This window comes from Pilosibacter sp. YYHA0881, assembly GCF_051602715.1.
GTDB lineage: Bacteria > Bacillota > Clostridia > Lachnospirales > Lachnospiraceae > Alitiscatomonas > Alitiscatomonas aceti.
This window is the reverse complement of record NZ_CP175657.1, coordinates 2,871,159-2,889,437: the sequence shown is the minus strand read 5'-3', so window position 1 is coordinate 2,889,437 and position 18,279 is coordinate 2,871,159. Positions and strand designations below refer to the sequence as shown.

The 18,279-nt window shown below is 42.5% G+C and carries 12 protein-coding genes; all 12 read right to left on the bottom strand.

What is annotated here, in order from left to right; translation table 11 throughout:
- Positions 1-13 precede the first annotated feature (13 nt).
- The 12 genes from ACI6NM_RS13640 to ACI6NM_RS13585 all read right to left on the bottom strand — a co-directional run bounded on the left by ACI6NM_RS13640 (position 14) and on the right by ACI6NM_RS13585 (position 18,261).
- On the bottom strand, positions 14-352 hold the full coding sequence (locus ACI6NM_RS13640) for a hypothetical protein (RefSeq protein ID WP_438500918.1): 339 nt from the start codon (positions 350-352) through the stop codon (positions 14-16).
- A 258-nt stretch (positions 353-610) separates the two neighbouring features.
- Entirely contained in the window at positions 611-1,600 is a 990-nt protein-coding gene (locus ACI6NM_RS13635; protein WP_438500917.1) for a WYL domain-containing protein, read from the bottom strand.
- A 46-nt stretch (positions 1,601-1,646) separates the two neighbouring features.
- Positions 1,647-2,774 (bottom strand): aminotransferase class V-fold PLP-dependent enzyme, encoded by a 1,128-nt coding sequence (locus tag ACI6NM_RS13630; RefSeq protein WP_438500916.1) that lies wholly within the window; start codon positions 2,772-2,774, stop codon positions 1,647-1,649.
- Between the two features lie 9 nt (positions 2,775-2,783).
- Positions 2,784-2,981, bottom strand: coding sequence for a hypothetical protein (locus tag ACI6NM_RS13625; RefSeq protein ID WP_436973021.1), 198 nt, complete (start codon positions 2,979-2,981; stop codon positions 2,784-2,786).
- Positions 2,971-4,431 (bottom strand): BREX system Lon protease-like protein BrxL, encoded by a 1,461-nt coding sequence (brxL, locus tag ACI6NM_RS13620; RefSeq protein ID WP_438500915.1) that lies wholly within the window; start codon positions 4,429-4,431, stop codon positions 2,971-2,973. Before brxL ends, ACI6NM_RS13625 begins: the two co-directional genes overlap by 11 nt.
- A 12-nt stretch (positions 4,432-4,443) precedes the next feature.
- Positions 4,444-6,720, bottom strand: coding sequence for a BREX-4 system phosphatase PglZ (gene pglZ, locus ACI6NM_RS13615; protein ID WP_438500914.1), 2,277 nt, complete (start codon positions 6,718-6,720; stop codon positions 4,444-4,446).
- A gap of 16 nt (positions 6,721-6,736) precedes the next feature.
- Positions 6,737-10,936, bottom strand: coding sequence for a P-loop NTPase fold protein (locus tag ACI6NM_RS13610; protein WP_438500913.1), 4,200 nt, complete (start codon positions 10,934-10,936; stop codon positions 6,737-6,739).
- A gap of 17 nt (positions 10,937-10,953) precedes the next feature.
- Complete coding sequence (locus ACI6NM_RS13605; RefSeq protein WP_438500912.1) at positions 10,954-13,275, bottom strand: phosphoadenosine phosphosulfate reductase domain-containing protein; 2,322 nt, start codon at positions 13,273-13,275, stop codon at positions 10,954-10,956.
- Positions 13,276-13,283: 8 nt separating this feature from the next.
- Complete coding sequence (locus ACI6NM_RS13600; protein ID WP_438500911.1) at positions 13,284-15,806, bottom strand: hypothetical protein; 2,523 nt, start codon at positions 15,804-15,806, stop codon at positions 13,284-13,286.
- A gap of 336 nt (positions 15,807-16,142) precedes the next feature.
- A complete protein-coding gene (locus tag ACI6NM_RS13595) occupies positions 16,143-17,609 on the bottom strand; it encodes a relaxase/mobilization nuclease domain-containing protein (protein ID WP_438500910.1) in 1,467 nt (488 codons plus the stop codon).
- A 60-nt stretch (positions 17,610-17,669) separates the two neighbouring features.
- Positions 17,670-17,939 (bottom strand): protein BART-1, encoded by a 270-nt coding sequence (locus ACI6NM_RS13590; protein ID WP_438500909.1) that lies wholly within the window; start codon positions 17,937-17,939, stop codon positions 17,670-17,672.
- Between the two features lie 16 nt (positions 17,940-17,955).
- Positions 17,956-18,261 carry a hypothetical protein gene (locus ACI6NM_RS13585; protein WP_438500908.1) on the bottom strand — a complete coding sequence of 102 codons (306 nt, stop codon included), beginning with the start codon at positions 18,259-18,261 and terminating at the stop codon, positions 17,956-17,958.
- Positions 18,262-18,279: the final 18 nt, after the last annotated feature.

The following is an 18,279-nucleotide window of genomic DNA, read 5'->3' as shown; positions in this document are numbered from 1 at the left end:
CAATGCATTGATATCAGAAATCATCCAGCGCAGCATCTATCTCTTCCAGCCGATCAATCCAGCCCAGGTCAGATTTCTTCCTGGTTGCTGGTCTTTTCTTATCACCACCAACCACTTCAAACCGTTTCTCTTCTGTCCCGAACAAACCTTTTACCTGAATTCTGAAATCCGGCTTGTTGTTGGTCAGTCCCTGCATGAGCTGTACATTCTTGTATCTGGGCAGGAGGATTTGACAGATAGCCTGAATGTCTTGCTCCTTAATACACGGTACCGCCATGAACTTTTTCGTTACGTAAGGCTTTATATCTGCCAGTACCTGTGACATCGAAGCTTTCTTTCGATTATCAGCCATAAAAATCTCCTTTCCCAGATATTTCATTTCAAGTTAAAGATATCGAAATCTCACCACAAAATGTACTGATTGGACAAATTGGGAAGCAGTACCAGAATATCCTCTTCCGTAAAATGTGTTGACCTTGAAGTAATCTTATCACTCAGCTCAATACCGGTTCCGGATTGACAAATCCGCTCAGAAACATATCCAGTTGTCCTCTGGAATAAGCATCTACTGTTATCTGAATCGCCCATCTCATCTTTGGACAAATGCGTATCATATATTTTCTTCATATATGGCGTTTTTTAACATTGTTCGATATTCTTCATGAATTGCTGATGGGCTCTCTATCTTAATCTTACCACCCCATCCGAAGACCCACCTGTAAAATGTCGGGGATGGATATATCTGGACCGTGGCTCGAAAATGTTCATCGTCCACCGGTTTGGTATCTACACCAATTCCAAATTGGTCAATTACGTGCATCATCAGATTACTATTACATAATAGGGAAACTTCAACAATCTCATCTGTTCCGTACATTCTGAACACTTCTCTTGAATACTTAGAAGGATCAAAGTCTTCCGGAATCGGAATAATATCATCCGGCAATATTTCTGGGCAATCATTAATTCTATCCACGCGAAACGCATTCACTTCCTGTCTGCCATCGTAAAACCCGACAACATAGTAGTAATCACCATTCCAGATCATCGTATACGGGCTAATGATATACGGCTTTCCATCGTGTCTCAACACTCTTTTTTTATTCACATCGTACTCAAAGTACTGAAACGATATTTTCTTTTCAGCATGAATAGCTTTACTGATGGATTCGACGATAGCATAATTACCCGAGTCCGATACTTTGACCTTATTGGCGAAATAAATATTCTTTCTCAGTCTATCGGCATTATAGTCGCTGGTAAGTGTAAGAAGCTTATCAAGCAGTTCATTCGTTTTGCCTTTCGGAATAAAGCGCGATGCCTGAACGGCATCAATCATCAACTTAAGCTCTGGAATATCAAATGTACGATCTTCCAAGTAATAGTATTTATCCTGAGCTCTTTGTTGATTAACTTTTATACCGCATGAATTTAAGATTTCCACATAATTCTGAACAGATACTCTGTGAATCTGTATGTGGTATTTTTCATCCATGATTTTCAAAATTTGCTGTGTTGTCAAAGGGTGCTCACTATCAGAATAATGACGTAATATCTGATACAAGTATAAAACCCTTGCATGTAATTCATCCTTTTTCATGGTTGTGTCTCCATTTTTGAAATATGCGGTTCAATACCTGTCATCGTTACTTGGTTTTCAAAATATCCACAATTGCCTTTGCTATTTCAACTGCGTCGGATTCTTTATTGTCTCGTCCAAAAGAAATGCGGATAGTTCCATAAGCATATTCTTCCGGAACCCGAATCGCCTGTATCACATGAGATATTTGGGTGTTAACCGAATCACATGCGGAACCTGTTGAAATAGCAATACTTTTAAGATCAAGTCTGTGAAGTAGCATTTCTCCACTTGCATTGCGAATAGACACATTTACATTGCCAGGAATATGATTGGTGCTGCCATTGCGGATATAATCAATACCCGACAATTTGAGCACATCTACGAATTTATCCTCAAGTTGATGGATACTATTCTGCATCTGCTCCATATAGTCGCAGTTCTTTTTTAATGCTGCCGCCATGCCAACAATGGAAGCAATATTTTCGGTACCAGCTCTCATGCCATGCTCCTGTGCGCCGCCATCAGCATACGGAAAAATTTTTGTCCCAGACTTAATATAGATAAATCCAATGCCTTTAGGACCATTAAATTTATGGGCCGAAGCCGACAGCATATCTACGCCGAGTTCCTTAACATTAATCGCAATATGTCCCACGGCCTGCACTGCATCTGTGTGGAATATGGCACCGTGACTATGAGCAATTTTAGCAAGCTCAGGAATCGGTTCTATGGTACCTATTTCGTTATTTGCAAGCATCACAGACACAAGACTGGTTTCATCTGTGATAATTGCTGACAGCATATTTGGAGATACAATTCCTTCATTGTCCACGGGAAGATATGCAACCGGATATCCGAGCCGCTCTATGGACTTGCAGGCGTGTAATATCGCGTGATGCTCAATCTGGCTGGTAATAGTTACTCGGCGATTATCATATCGAGGCATACCTTTAATCGCCCAGTTATCGCTCTCGGTGCCGCCGGAGGTAAAATAGATTTCCTCCGGCTGAGCGCCGATGCAGCTTGCAATCGTTGTTCTCGCTTCGGAAAGAGCCTTCCTGGGTTTACGGGCAAAAGTATATGGCTGTGAAGCATTACCGTATTCATCCTGCAACCATGGCAACATCTCATTCAAAGCATCGCTATCCAGTTTCGTTGTTGCTGCATTATCAGCATAAATAAAATGCTTCACGATTTCACCTCATTCAAAAAGCTTACATCCCTCATCCTTGAATTCTTCGATTTTTTCATTTAGGTCATCAACTGTAACATCCAGATAATCCGCAAGGCAATCCATACAATAAAAGTTGATAATGTCTTCGCCAAGCAGTTTCTTGTTGATTCCTAAGACATTCTTTTCTCGGATCTCCTTGCCACAAATCACACATTTAGTTTTCATTAGACAACTCCCTTACCGTGAATACGGGCATTTCACGGTCTTCCTTTCTGTACTGGGCCGGATCCATTATGGCAAGTTGCCGCCAGATATTCTTACGCATCTCAATAGCCGGACGAAGGCAGTACTTTGTAAATTCACGCACATTAACATCCTGTGCACTGCGTACATGAGGGAAGAAGAGCTTTAAGTAAGCAGTAGTAACTCTCTTCACGGCTTCCACATGGCGGATATATGCATCACCAGGCACTTCAACCAGTTTATCTACAATTACTCTGTAGCTGGGATCTTCACGCAGCAAATGCATTATCGTGCAGAAATACTCTGAGTTCAGCCCCCATCCAGATATCTTCATCGCATTGGTCATCGGAGGAATATCCCACCCCTTAATAAAACCATGAAAACGGTCGACCATCGCAGAATCATGGAATAGCGCCGGAAGTTTGTCAAACATCGGCATAGTTTCATCCATGTCCTTCTTTTCAATATTGCCCAGCAAGATCATTCCGGCGTCAGCCGTTCCATCGTGACCTGGAATAGAAACCTTACCGTTTTCCATATAAGTCTGGAGAGACCCCCCCATCTGTTTCTCGTCTTGGAATCTTAGCTTATGAACTTCATCAAACGCTACATAGTCATTGTTATAGACAAGCCCCGGCTGACGTTTGCTCAGATCATAGAACAGCTTTGCACGAGTCATATATCCCGCTGAAAGATTTCCATATTTGCTGATAGAACCGAAAATATAGGACTTGCCGGTTCCAGGAGGTGCTAATTCAATCAAATTGAGCCTCTTCTCTACAAAAGGAAGAAGTCTTGTAAGGACTGCCCGTTTTTGATTTTCGTCAGCATATCCACTTGCATTGTAGTCAATAGCTCCAAGTAGTATATCAATCCATTCATGAATATCAAACTCAGCCCTAAGTTCCTTATAATAATCCAAGTCAACCGTGTACGGACAAAAGTCCGTAAAACTAACCAGCTTGATTTTTCCCGGAAGTTTAGGAGACGTTGACGGTAGCCGATACCCCAATTCGACAACACCCCAGATTTCATTTCCCTTGACTAATTCATCTTTGCATTCAGCCCAAACATCGGGTTCGATTATAGTTTCGGCATTGGTTAATGCAAAGTCCGGAAGAGAGAATGAAACCATCTGGTCTTTAATGCTTATATCGACGGATATCCGAGTAAGAATCTTTACGTGCTCATTTTCAGTTATGATACGATTCTTAATGTTCGTCCATTCATCTTTATTCGGCAAAAAAGTATGGATAAATTCCATTATCTCCTCAATATCAAACTGTCCCTCAGAATCTTCAAACTTCTTTAATACCCAATCTCGCAAAAAGGAGGGAAGTTTCAAGTCCGAGAAAAAGTTGCTCTGCTTAAGATCCTTAAACACCGCCATCTCATCAAAGCACTCTACCAACTTTTCTTCTAATTCAGTCAAAAGAACACCCCCTTACAATATATCATTTGACTTAAAGCCTTCTTTTTCAATCCTGAATTCCAGCCCAGTTGCTATCATAGTTCCTCCTACATACACATCAGCTGTATATGTGTTTGCTCTGGTTCGTTTCGACATTTCGATTGAGAAGGAATGACCGTCTGTTGTATTGGCTTTATATTCCGTATTTCCTACATTAACCACAATATTGTCAATTTTAGTTGTAGAGTAAAATTCAATGATTGGGGGTTTTCTGATGCTGCTCATCACAAGTGGTGTCTGTACGATAATCTCAATATCACCCGGCACATACGAAAGCTCAATAACGGGCACGGCAACCTCTTCCAAGGTGGCGCCTCCATGTACCTCAACGCCCATCAGTCGTCCAGGTTTGAATCTTTCATAATTTGCAACAACTGCATACTCATCATTTTCGCCGGCCTGTACAATCATTGGCATACTTCCGGTTTGCTCTGTGTATGCACATACACGACCACAATGGGTTCCCTTGGCGTCAAATTCTCCATCAATCAGCTGGTTCTTCAGGACAACCAAGCGGCTTGCACCGTGATCGGATACCAGAATTGCCTTGGTATACTTTCCTTTAGCAAGATCCAACTTGATAAGATCGAGCACATGGTCAATAATTTCCAGCTCGCGAATCAGATGTGTCGGATATGGGCTATTTTCTAAAGTGAAATTTTCCGCCCCATGGTGCTTAATATCATCGATCTGCTTAATGTTCTTGCATTGAACATTGTGTTCTGCAAAAACGCCTAAGAACTCTTTGTTGCGCGAGGTAATCGACGGAAGCTCAGAGCGACAAACCGTAATCTTAGGGAGGAGTTTTTTCTGCTTGCTTTTTTCCGAGATATATCCCAGAAATTCAACACCCATTGCATCTATGAAATAGGCAAATGCACCAGACATATCAATGGATTCGATCTTTTCTGAGCGCGCAGGAAGAAGCAGATTGTATTCTCTTTTGACAGCTTGCTCCTCGACAAGACTATAGAATTCCGGCGTGATTCTGTTTTCCAACTTACAAAATTTGTAATCCTCAAAATACCGATTCAGCAGAGCTGCATTGAACTTGTATGGCACCAAGTATGCATACAGGTCAGGGTAAATATGCTGCAACACGCTTCGAAGTTCATTATAGGAGAAGCTTCCTGAATAATCGGCAATACATTCCAGAATAAGCTCCTTCTCAAGTCTGTGCGAGTCCGTAAAATAATACAAGGCATCCTTCTTCTTGCATTTGATATATCTGCAATAGTCGAGAACTTCATCATCAGAAACTTCCATCTGATTTAATAAAGCCTTGCGGCAATCGTACAACTTCCAGAAGTCAGGCGATTTGCAGTCTAAATCCACAAGACCTCGAACAATCCAATGGACAAGATCTTCATAAGCATGCGCCTTATGACTTGCCAGTTCGAGGCACTCATTTTTAGCACCAAACCGTTTAAGAGCAATGAAATATAGCCATTTCTTCGCGTCGGTATAATCCTGTGAAGCATTGATAAACAATTCCAAATTGCTGTACAAACCAATCTCGTGATTTATGGCGTTGGCCCAATCTCCTTGTTCCTGCAGGAGAGAAAGAGCATAGGCCCATTGCTCATCTGTGCCCATGTCTTTGGCCATCGCTTCGGTGGACTGATCAATACAGCACACGGCATCATATGGATTCGCTTCCTCAGATATCCTAAATAGTGCATAGGGATATTCCTCTGGATGATGCTTTGTTTTTACATACAAAGTATCAGCATCTGTAGTTTCAATAAATGCAGGCAAGTTCTGTATTCCTTCAACCCAGTCTTCGTTTGTGACTTGGAGCATCGGGTTTACAAAAACAATGTGGGACTTTGGCGTAGCAACACCATCAACGCTATAAACCAGTCGATTTAAGCGCGAATCTTTGAAGCTTAGATAGTCACGACATTGAAAACATAGTACAACGACATGACCCTCTAAACTCATTTGGGCAACAGCCGTAAGCTGAGAAGAGAGTTCTTTTGCTCCGATTAGCTTCCAACATGTGGTAAATCCCGTCAGAAAGATATTTCCTTGCAAAGTAGCCAAATCATTTAGCAAATCTGCAATTCGGGGATTCTCATCTTCTGAACTGTATTTTTCAACAGTCAGAAAGATGTTTTCCCCTACTTTATAATGATCGACTATAGCAGCCATATCTTCGACAGACTCCACATTTACAAATCGGGGAGCACTTTCATCTTCTCTATTGAGATAGCGGTCTATCGAACTATAACATCTTTCAAGTGTCAAGATAGTGCCCCCTTTCTTAGTTGTCCTTGATAATCTCGATGCCGACAGTCATATTTCCCCTAATCAGCTGCTTTAAATAGCGCTTTACGTCCTCAACATCCATGCTGTCTATTTTCTCAAGCGCAGTATCGCAACCTGTCTCATCGTATTTAGCCTGTGCCATCTCTTTGAGCTTGGTCTCAACAGAAGGCAGACCAAGCCAAGAATACGGTGATCCAACAGTACGAACTAAATAATTTCTTACATCATCTAGATCCGTCAGAATGACGTCATAGTTTTTGATAATGCACCGCTTAAAAGCTGCATCCCTTGCTTTTCCATCCTTTAAGGAATCATAGAAGCCAGCAGATTCCAGATATTCCAGTGCCTTATCAATAGAACCTGCGTCCGGCTGGTTACGATTTAAGGTATCAAATGCAGCACGAGCCTGTTCAATTTCCGTCTCCGGAACCATGCAAAGAACAGGTGTTTTGAATTGCTCAGACCACTTCTTCGGCGATTCTGTACCTGTCTTTTCGCTCCACAGCTTGCGAAGCTGCATGGATTTACGGGTAAGCTTGAATTCATTAACGGTCTGCTTAATCAAATTTACATAATCTGAGCGTTCCATTGTGAAGACATCATTGCCCTTGATAGCCTGATACAGATCTCGAATCTCATCATCTGTGAATTCACTCAAATAGAACGAACATGCCTGCTTAAAGATCTCAAGCTGGTTAGAACAATAAGAAACAAAGTCATTTGCGTGGAGAGTCAGTTGATTCAAGAAATTCTCGCGTTGAGATTCAGGCAAAGAACCGGATTTCTTGATGTTATACAGCTGGCTCATGAAACCTTTCTGATCATTCCAGTAGTTTTCTGCACACAAATATGACATTCTGATTGTCTTACACTTTGTACACCATTCTTGCACAGCGTTATCAAATGTAAGAGCACGAGGATTGACCTTATTGCTCTCCACAATAATACGATATTCCAGAATAACCTCACGAATTTTCTGGTCAGCCGTTTCTTTGTTCCATACCCAATTTGCAGCATCGGCATCAAATTTTTTTCTCAGCCGATTGATGTACTGCCCATTATCACTTACAGTTTCAGCCAGCTTGACCAACTCACCGCCTTCAAACTGATGAAGATATGCATCCATACCTTCTTTGCACTTAGCAGAGGAAAGGATTGATTTCAAACCAACAGACGTATCCTCATGTTTAATACACAGTGCTCCAATAGAGATGGCAATATCGCTATCAGTTTTCTTGCTTGCAGCTCCGCTGTTCGCGATATCACTGAAACCATCAATCAGCTCCACCATGATATCTTTTTCAGTCTTCAGGTTTTCGGTATCAAGAATATACTTGAGACACCAGATAGGGAACGAAAGTCCCTTCATCTTGTCTCTAATGCGTTCTCTGGTCTGTTCAATAGAGGTGCAAAGATTGCGCTGAATACCAAAAATGTCAGAAGCAACGTCACTGAATTTACGCTCTTCGGGCGTCATCGTGACGATAAACTTATCCTTATAGCGAGGATTCGGAGTGTTCTGGAGTTTGATAACCTCATCGATCATAAGACGCAGTTTATCTGTACTCATGACATCGTTTGTGAGACCATCTGTATAAGTGAACGAACTGACAGCATACTCCTTCAAGACAAATGCCAAAACGAAAACGGACAAATTGCATGGCATAAAGCCATAAGGCTTATCCATCAATACCGAATAAATTTGACGAATCGAGACGCGACCATTCTTCTTAAATTCGTCAGCAATGATCTTCTCTACTTCAATCTTAATCTTGGAAATAAGGAGATACGGTTTATCCACCCAATAATTCGGATGCTTCCAAGCGTCTTCACCAATAAAGTTTTCCAGTTTTGTGTTCGGGTTAGAGGAGCTGAAAACGCCCTTTTTCGTCGTATCCTCAGCAACCGCTGCTTCAACACCAAACTTCACTGCATTTAGATCCCACATTGACGAAGGAACCGCAGATCCGGTTTCAAGTGAAAGTGGATAAATGGTACTGTTGATGAGAGTCAATTCAGCGTACAATGCGGCCTGCGTAGTTGCGCGTTCGCCGGCAGGCTTCTGCTTAGAATAGATGCGATACTCCCCATTCTCGATTCGTTGACGCCATTTTTTCAGAATATCTTTTGCGTCGCGCTCATATTGACGAGACAAGTCATTGTCTTTGCCCTTCTGGTAGGTCGCATTTGCCATTGCGTTTGCATATTGATCAAGCAAATCATTTCCGAGAGGAGTGATAGATGCATCAATAAAGGTGATATGATAGGAATCATCCTTCAGCAGTTCATTAATCATCTTTCCGATTGCAACGCTTTCCTTGTCATCTCTGGCAAAAGTCATAATCGCCATGAGCTTGTTTCCAAGAGAAGACTCCAGATTGCGCAATCTGTTAGCCTTAGACTTCAAGTCGCTGGCGGAAGCACATTCCAAATGGAATCGCGCCTTCAAAGCACCTGTTAAAGAGATGGCTTCAGAGATTTCGCCCTGCTCCACCAGTTCAATGGTTGTCTTTTTGCGCATCTGATCCTTCAGTTCTTCAATTACACTGTCATCTGTAACAGACATACGGGCAGCAAACTGATACTTACCTCCACCGATAGGCTGCTGATAAAGGATTTTTTCTCTATCCATTTCAGTCGCCAGGCGCCCGGCAAGGCCCTGGTCCAAATCAGAACCTTCAAATGCATGGTCAATATTTTCAACATTTGGTACAAACAGATCGACAGAGCTGCCTACCTTCTGAGAGATTGCCTGCATTAGCAGTACTGCTTTCAGAACTCTGCGATGATCGGAACTCAGATTCTGATCCTTGGCAGCATTATAGTAGTCGAGAATGCTGCGAATATCGTGAGCAAGATATTCCTTGCCCTTCTCATAGAAGAAGTCCCAGAGTTCGTCAATAGTCAGAAGCGGATTGGTATCGAAAGGTCCATAATTATCAATATACCACTGAAATCCTTTCAGCTCATCGCCGCGATCGTTCTTAATAAAGTCAAACATACTACGCTGATTAGAGTCAAATGTAGCAGAGATATGCTTTAGGAGCAGAGCTGTATACGGATGAATCGGGAGAATGCTCTGCAACTCCTTGTCACTGATTTTTGCCTTCTGCATAACCAGCTTGCGGGAACCCTTTGTTCGATCACATAGCTCGTCTACCGTTTCCTCCCATTCCTTCAGAATCTGCGGATCCTCCTTTTTTGTCATGGCAGAACCCATCAGACGGAACGCCATATTATCAGGCAGCGATATCTCACAGATAGGGTCAATAAATCTGCCCTTAATCTTGCCGAATTCCTTGTCACCGTCAGGGAAGATATGCATAGCATCGTGAGTGACAATCAGCATGTAAAAAGGTGCAGAACTGCTCAAATCAACAATTCTCTGGAATCCGGTAAGACTGCGCATGTTATTACGGAAGTATTCCGTAAACTCATCCCAGATGAACATAATTGCCTTCAAATTATTCTCTTGAATGACAGCCTCAATCCAGGCAGTCAGATGGTCAGCGTCTAGCTGCAGCATCTGCAAATGACGCTCTTCTGCTACCTTTGTAATCTTCGACATAAGCTCAATCAGGCTGTCACCAGTAAAACTATTGAGATTTGCAATAACAGCATCCGCATCTGCGCCACCGAATATCGGACGGTACGGTCCGGTAAGCAGGCTGTTGAAGAAATCCTTGTTCAGAGAATCGCTAATCCACTGAACAACAGAGTCCTTTAATGCTGCCTCAGTTGTATCCATACCATTTTCTTTTAATGCGTGCTGAATACTTTCCTGAATGGCAAAAACCAGACTGTCATCGCCATGAATCTTGGAAGAACCATATCGGTGAACCGTCAAAATCTTCTGCTCTCCGGTTTTAAGCTGCTGAAACTGATTATATAAATCATTGCTAAGCTGATCCGGATATTTATCAAAGTAAGCCTTTGTATCCTCCGGCGAAGCCTCAAGCAACTTCTTCAAAGTTAACACAGCATGAGATTTACCGGTACCATAGGCACCTTCAACCCAAATGGACACTTTCTGCTTTCTGGAGAGAACACTTACAGTATCCTTCAGAAGCTTTATAAAGGTTTCATGCGGATAGAACTTCTTCCAGATATCCGGATTGTTATTTATTACTTTTTCGTTGATCTGCGGAAAATACTCCGGATCAATGTCAAAATAGTCACGGTATTTATCCAGCATATTGCCATCCCTCCTTATCAGAATAGACTAAGAACATCTGCTGATGTCTTGTCACTGCGTAGCGATATGTTGTCCAGGTCAATCGTAAATGAGCAGTTGATGAACTCAGGATAGTTTACGCTCAAGCCGTTGAGAATCTTCTCCATCTTATCTCTGTCAATTCCGAAAATTTCCGTCGGGCTTACGCCATCACTGTCAATATCATGATTCAAGAGACGTGTCAGTGTGAACTGATAGTAACCATCGCACGCCTCTGCAAACTTATAGAGAGAGTAAAGAACGACAAGAGGCTCCGGGTATTCCCAAGGAGATCTTGTAATAGATACAACCCGATTCTTTTCTTTATATGCGTGTCCCATACCAACTTCGTTAAAAGGCAAATCAACGAACCTACCAAACGAGCTCCAGATATCATTTACCCAGCTTTCTTTTGCACCATCCTGCACAAGCAAAGAAAGTGTGTACTCTTTGCTGTAAGTCTCTCCCATATTCATACGCTTAACAAACCAGTTGATTTGAGGCGTATAAGATAAGTTTGTGAACATGATGCCCCATGCGGCAGGCTCATCCAAACCAATCTTATCAATTATTTGAGCAGTCCTAGTAAATCCACCTTCATCAAGCAACTCTGAATCTCTCAGAAAACGCTTAAAAAAACTGTACATCTGTGAACCCAGAGAATGCTTCTGATCAAAATCGTTTTTGTACTCAAAGTACTGCTTAAACCAGTCAGCTTTTGGAGCGTGATGTGAATAGCAGTTAAGGCTTTTATTTGCAGACATCGATAAACCTCCCTTTGGCATTTCTAAGGACTTATAAACCAAACAGCCCTTTTCAACTTTATGACATTGCGCGCAATGTACACATTGTTCACTAATCGTCACTTTACCATTTACCATGGAAATGCAACCATTATGGCAGTCAGCTTCGCATTCTCTACACCCGATGCAACACGCCGATTTACGAAAAACATTTTTAAAGAGTTTCACAAACAACGGATTGCGTTTAGAATACTCTCTATCATATCGAACCTCATAGCCATCCTTGATAGGATTCAGAGTAAAGGTAATTTCCTCATTGCGGAACAACATCCTATACGGTGATTCATCATTTAAGAGTACGCCGATGGTTTTTATCCATATTTTCCAATCTACCTTAGGATTGTGAACTTCAATTACATTCTCCGTTTTTGTGGTTTTTTCTTCATATCCCATACTAATTGAAAGATCTCGTCCATTCTTGCGAGCTTTCCACCCACCGTTCGCAATGAAATCCTCCAAAACATCCTTATCCGGTAGGTGTTGTTTATACAACTCTCTGATGATGTTTGCATAAGTATCGAACGAATCTGGGTAGCATTCCCTACTCATATACTCATTTCTCTCAGCAGCACGTGGACAGACTAAGCATCCTGCCCTTCTGTTACCTTTCTTATACGCTTCATTTAAAATCAAGTCGTTTGCATAGATGTAGCAAAATAGTTCAGCGGAATTCCATTCGAGAATAGGGTTACAGCTGTATTGCCCCTTGTGTTTTTCTCCAAGGCTAACATAATCGTATTCGCTGCGAGATAAACTTTCACTTCCTCTAACCCCAATAAACGCCATTCCGGTGAAATTGTGCTTACCAGTATATTCGCGAAGTGCTATCACCTGAGGTGCTGTCTTGTGAACACTGCAACACCATCTTGTGACCGTTGCCGGTGGGCCAAACTGTCGCCAGGTATATTCGGGTGAAAGCTCTGATTTTGCACGAATGAACTCAATGCCCAAGTTTTTGCACCATTCTTCAGTTAAATCTACTGTCTTGTAAGTGTCGGGAAATTCCATCCCTGTATCACCAAAGAGAACCTTGAACGCATTATGGGGAAGTGCTCTTTGCACGATATCGAGAGTTACAATACTGTCTTTTCCTCCACTGAAAGCTACGTAAAAAACATCAGCTTTTTTCTGATATTCAACATAGGTGTTATATACCTTTTTGATTGTTTCCTGAACAAAGCCTTCCATGAACGGAGCATTTTTACTTACCATTGCAGGCACATCAACAAAACGTAATTTTCCACCCTGTGGCTCCGCTTCTTCTAAGATTGCTATTTCAGGCGGAGAGCATAATGATCCACCCTTGGTCTGGGCAATCTTTCGCCCACGATACCAATAAGTATTTGCTTCTGCCCACATATAGGGGTAAGTGTCGTCCTTTTCATAATCCCAATACCGGTCAAAGCCCAGCATATCCAATTCCTTGTAATATACCGGACGAGGCTCTTTACTGAAATTCAGCGGAGTACTGTTCAGTATATAGCCTCCAGTAGATGGGTCCCAATCATAGGAGTACATATTTCATCTTATCCTTTCTTTGACCGGACCACTTTCGCCTCGGTTACTATTCTTCCTATATCGCTGTAGCGTCTACGGGCGATATATCCCTGCTGTCGCAGATATTCCAATGCAGAATCTTCATTCAGCACAATATTACTGTTTGCCAGAATCTCAACCAGAAGAGCATTAAAATTCCCAAAGGAGGATGCCTGTTTTACAATAGCGCCAGCGCACATATTGGCACTGTACCCAATGTGGAGCAACTTGAATTTCTGGCTGTAATTTGCGACAAAATGCTCCAGCAGATATTCGTTCCACGGATAACCGGCATACGGAAATGTTCCAAAGTCACGAATTCCCTGAAGCGACATATATTGCCCTGTGCAAATTCGCCCGATTGCCTCATCAGTTGCTTCAACATCAAACTGCGCCATATCCTGAGAGACAAACTCATTTTGACTTATGCGCAGAGAATTGGCATAAATTTCATCAAAATAAATCGTAGAACCAAGTTCCTGTTTCAGAACATTCAGCTCATCCAAGGTAAATCGAGAATGTTTACGGCAGTACTTTGCATACACTTCTGCCATGGACAAATCCTCGCCATACTTGCTGATAATATTACCATTGAAGGAAAATCTATCGTTCAGCTTATACCCGATAACATTTCTCATACCGATCGGCGCAATCCACTGGTACATTTCTTTAATGTCAGGAAAATGTGTCTCTACTGCTTCAACGAGTTCATTGCCAGTAACAAAGTCCCGTTCTTCAATACCATCCAAGATGAATTGAGAAATCCACTCCAATTCAGAATTGCTGAAATGGACACAATCCTCATAGAAATACTCGCCTGTTGTGTTCCAGATGAAATCATTATTAGTGCTAAGGACAAACTTAATTTTCTGTTCCGGAATGTAAGAAAGCTCAGCAGCAAGTCGCTCCACTTCAACAGGTCCGGCTGCTTCTTTAAGATACTCTCTGATGTCATCTTCAGGATTCATTTGTACGGTGTAGTCCTTAGCAAGATAGCTGCGCTGAAGAACATAATTTCCCTTGTTGATGTATGACAGATAAGTCTTTAACATCTCAGGCGTATAAATATGCTCACCCTGTAAAACTTCCTCAAACTCCGAAAATAATGCACCGTAATAGATGGCAGCACAACCAGAACTGAATTTATCCTCTATATACTGCAGCAGCTTTTCTTTTTTCTCCTGCGATAGCATCGAATCCGGAAGATAAGCTTTTCCGTCATGAAGAATTGTTACTGAGCCGATGTCCTGGCAAACAAGATTGTCCTCATCAGAAAGCTCTGCTCCATATTGCTGCTGATAAAACCTATGAAGCTTTTTCATATCCAGTGAGGATTCCATGCGAAATCCCTTCTGAAAGTACTTAGCAAGCAATTCCTTGTAACGAATAAGTACAGGATCATTCTCCTTCCTTCTCGTTGCCATTTTTTCAATCGCAAATCGTGCCGGCTGCGAGGGATTCAAGCTTGCCGGGCTACCTCCTGATCTGTATTCAATGAATTTACGAAATGCGGCACTAAATCGGTTGTGCTGTTGCTTGTTATATTCGTAAAATCCAGAAATGCCAAACAGCTGATCATAGATATTGCTGGCATCTATTGCGTTCGATACATTCCAAAGGCTCGTCTCGCACAATTTATAGTTTGCTACAAGCTTTACACACTGGCCAAAAGAAGACATATAACTCGTAATCGTGGCCTTTGACATTCCTGAACTTAGCATCCAGTCATTGAACTTCTGTCTTTCCTCTAAATCCGTTAATTTGGTTCTTTCGATTGCAGGCACGGAGATAGCCTGCCGACTCACAGTCTCATCCATCTGCTTCATACTATCTGTATCAAGCGAAGAAGGTATTTCATCCTGAATAATCGGCTTTACTTCCTTTTTTTCTCCATCAGACTTATAAGACTTCAGAAAAGTGTAGTACGCATGAATTACGGTCGACATCTTTTTCAGATTTTGCTTATAAGAGAAGCGAAAGACTCGGTTAGAATCAACCGTCCGAACAACTCGTTTGATTGTCTCGAGGTCAGTTGTTTCAAAAAGTTTATTCTTAAGAATTTTTCTTTCCAAGCAAAATTTTTCAATATCCGAAAGCATCAGATACACATCTGACAGCTGAAACGTCGGCATTTGCATCGAAAGATACGAGCAGAATTCATCCTGCACAGGCTTTGGCTCAACCACGTTCTCAGTCTCCTTAAGTATTTCTTCATAAAACTCTCGATTATTCCTATACAAATTTACAGTTTCCACGAAGAGCTTTGTGGGTTGTTTTAGTTTTGTTTTCCTTCCGGTATAGGCAACTTCCAAAGCTGACATCTGGAATGTGATCCCATTCTCATTTCTGAAGATATCATCAATCGTTATTCCTCTATTTACTGCGCGTCTGCGCAGCTTCTCAGAAACTTGACGAATTGCCTCTTTTCTTGTAAGTTTTCCATCTATAGATTTGAGAAGCATATCAAGCATCAGCACCGCTTCTTCAATATCCCAAGGAATACGCAATGCCATTGGTTTGACGCCTCCTCAAAATCTTTGTTTTAAGCCCAAAATGGCGCAATATATCAGAATTAAGTATACACTAAGTTCTTTCCAGAATCAACTCAAAATGTCGTTGTTTAGAAACTTGTTGTATATCTAAAACTAAGAAACATGTAATTCGCAAGCAGGGCTTTCGTGACACGAAAGCGATTTTCTGCTTGTTGGGAAAACTCCCCAATCCCCATAGAACGCTGCCTGCGGCATCGAGCTGCGCATCCGTTCCGGATGCTTTAACGGCAGTTCCTGCCAAAGAAAAAAAGCCCGGTGCAGCATGAGCATTACACCCACACTGCACCGGACATTCCATCATCGACTACTTTGCCTGTTTTCTTCTTCCTGCCGCACTTCCTGCTCATGCAGCTGCTCTTTCTTCTGTTCGTCCTCTTTCAGGATTTCCTGCACAACCTTCTGCGCCACAAGCCAATCCTGCATTTCCGATTTGGTCTTGCGGTACTCTGCATAGGAGCTTTTCTTTCGTTCCAGGAGCATCGCATACTCTGCGTTCAGCTCGCTGATGCGCGGAAGCTTTTTGTCAGAGCCGTTCTCTTTCTTATAATCATCAAACGCCTTTTTTGCTGCGCTGCGCAAGGCCAGCATATCCCGATGAGCTTCATAGAACTCCCGATTGTAGCCGGATGCTTTATATGCGGCAAAAACATCTTTTGTCTTAGCATAATTGATTAGATGCTTCCGCAGCACCGACACTTCCGACATCCGTGCCTCATCTGCCTTTACAGATTCCAGCAGTGCATCACATTTTTCAGAAATTCCATCTGCCTTTTCTTTCATTTCTGCATAACTCTTGATTCCATGCTCCTCCATGAACATCATGGCTTTTGCCATCTGTTTCAGATTAAAGACTTTCGCCCAGCGCGCATACCCTGCGCCTTTGCCCGCCTGCATTTTAGCACGGACGTCAATAAGGAACGACAGCTCCGACTTCTGATGCACCTGTACTGACCGTGCGCTTGTGCGGTTTTTCTCTGCAAATTTACTTTTATGAATCGCATTCCCAGCAAGCACCTCGCAAAGTTCTTCAACTGAATAGCCCTTGCCAAGAGAGCGGAAACGGGCAAATCTGGCATGGCCTTTTCCCCGCAGGGCAGGCTGTTTTCCATCTTTATACTCGTACCCTGCTTCCTGCAAAATTCCAATGAGTTCCCGGAAGTCTTTTGGTTTTCTTGCCAATGCTGCATCAATGGCCTCGCAGATTTCATCCCGCTGCGATTTTTTCTCCGGATATTCCGTTCTCTTCTGCCGCTCTCCATAGGGCTTCCGGATAATGACCGACAACCGGTGTTCCAGGCAGACGATATCACTGAGCCTTGCCAGTGCAAGACCGGATAAGCGAAAATCTCGGAATTTTCTGGTGCAGTCTAATGTAGTCGAATTGAAAATAATGTGGTTATGAATGTGCGCACGATCAACATGAGTTGCCACGATAAATGCGTGTTTTCCCTTGGTGAATCGCATGGCCGTCTCATACCCAACCTTGTTCGCCTCCTCCGGCGTGATTTCTCCGGGCTTAAAGGACTGCCGAATCTGATATGCAATCACATCATGCGCCTGGGTTCTTCCCGTGATATGCTCATACTGCCGTTTGGAAAGCAGAAATTCTTCATCACAGGTCTTTGCGTCACAAGCATACGCACTGATGTATTTTCCACCTTCCGTCTTTGCTGCATTCTCAGAATAATCAGTACGGTCAGCCAGGCACTGCGCTACCGTCTTTCCTTTATTGATATGCAGCGCAATTAGTCTTGTAGCCGCCATTTTCATATTCCTCCATCTAAAAAGAGCTACCTGAAGGCAGCTCTTACCAATCTACTATTCTCATTTTAACATCCGTTCCCGGTCATGAGCTCCCTGCAAATAAACGGCCTGCTTGATGATTTCTTCCATATCGAAATAGACGCACATGATGCTTTCGTACAGTTTCCACACATTAGATTCGCTGCCGCCCACCATCTCCATCAGCTGGTCTTCCATCTTCGATTGCTCAGACTGTTTTTCCTGATAAGCTGCCTCATCCACAAAATGATTCTCTCCATCTGTTTCCTCGTACCGTAAATCATAATAATCTTTCATAAACTGAATATCCATCTAATACCTCCTGAACTCAAATTGTCAAAACATCCTCTACACGCTCACACAGCTGTTCCATCAGTTCCATGATGCCGCCCGCACCAACCGCAGCTGCGAACAGCCCCATCTCAATCAGGGTCAGCAGGAACACATCCGTCCAGCTCGCCCGAACTACAGAATAGATGCCGCAGCCAAGAATGAAAAGCATAACCGGCGAAAGTACCCGCAGGGATAGCTGCATCAGCAGATTCCAGATAAAGCATAGAAATCGCAGAAAAAATGCAACCGGCAGCAACAGGATTTTCAGCATCAGCTTCAACAAAAAACATACGATCTTCATGGATTTCACCCTTTCGTT

Bases quoted from the DNA above. Each gene is read 5' to 3' on its own strand.
- ACI6NM_RS13640 (WP_438500918.1), bottom strand. From the start codon at position 352: ATGGCTGATAATCGAAAGAAAGCTTCGATGTCACAGGTACTGGCAGAT.
- ACI6NM_RS13635 (WP_438500917.1), bottom strand. From the start codon at position 1,600: ATGAAAAAGGATGAATTACATGCAAGGGTTTTATACTTGTATCAGATA.
- ACI6NM_RS13625 (WP_436973021.1), bottom strand. From the start codon at position 2,981: ATGAAAACTAAATGTGTGATTTGTGGCAAGGAGATCCGAGAAAAGAAT.
- ACI6NM_RS13610 (WP_438500913.1), bottom strand. From the start codon at position 10,936: ATGCTGGATAAATACCGTGACTATTTTGACATTGATCCGGAGTATTTT.
- ACI6NM_RS13605 (WP_438500912.1), bottom strand. From the start codon at position 13,275: ATGTACTCCTATGATTGGGACCCATCTACTGGAGGCTATATACTGAAC.
- ACI6NM_RS13600 (WP_438500911.1), bottom strand. From the start codon at position 15,806: ATGGCATTGCGTATTCCTTGGGATATTGAAGAAGCGGTGCTGATGCTT.
- ACI6NM_RS13595 (WP_438500910.1), bottom strand. From the start codon at position 17,609: ATGGCGGCTACAAGACTAATTGCGCTGCATATCAATAAAGGAAAGACG.
- ACI6NM_RS13590 (WP_438500909.1), bottom strand. From the start codon at position 17,939: ATGGATATTCAGTTTATGAAAGATTATTATGATTTACGGTACGAGGAA.
- ACI6NM_RS13585 (WP_438500908.1), bottom strand. From the start codon at position 18,261: ATGAAGATCGTATGTTTTTTGTTGAAGCTGATGCTGAAAATCCTGTTG.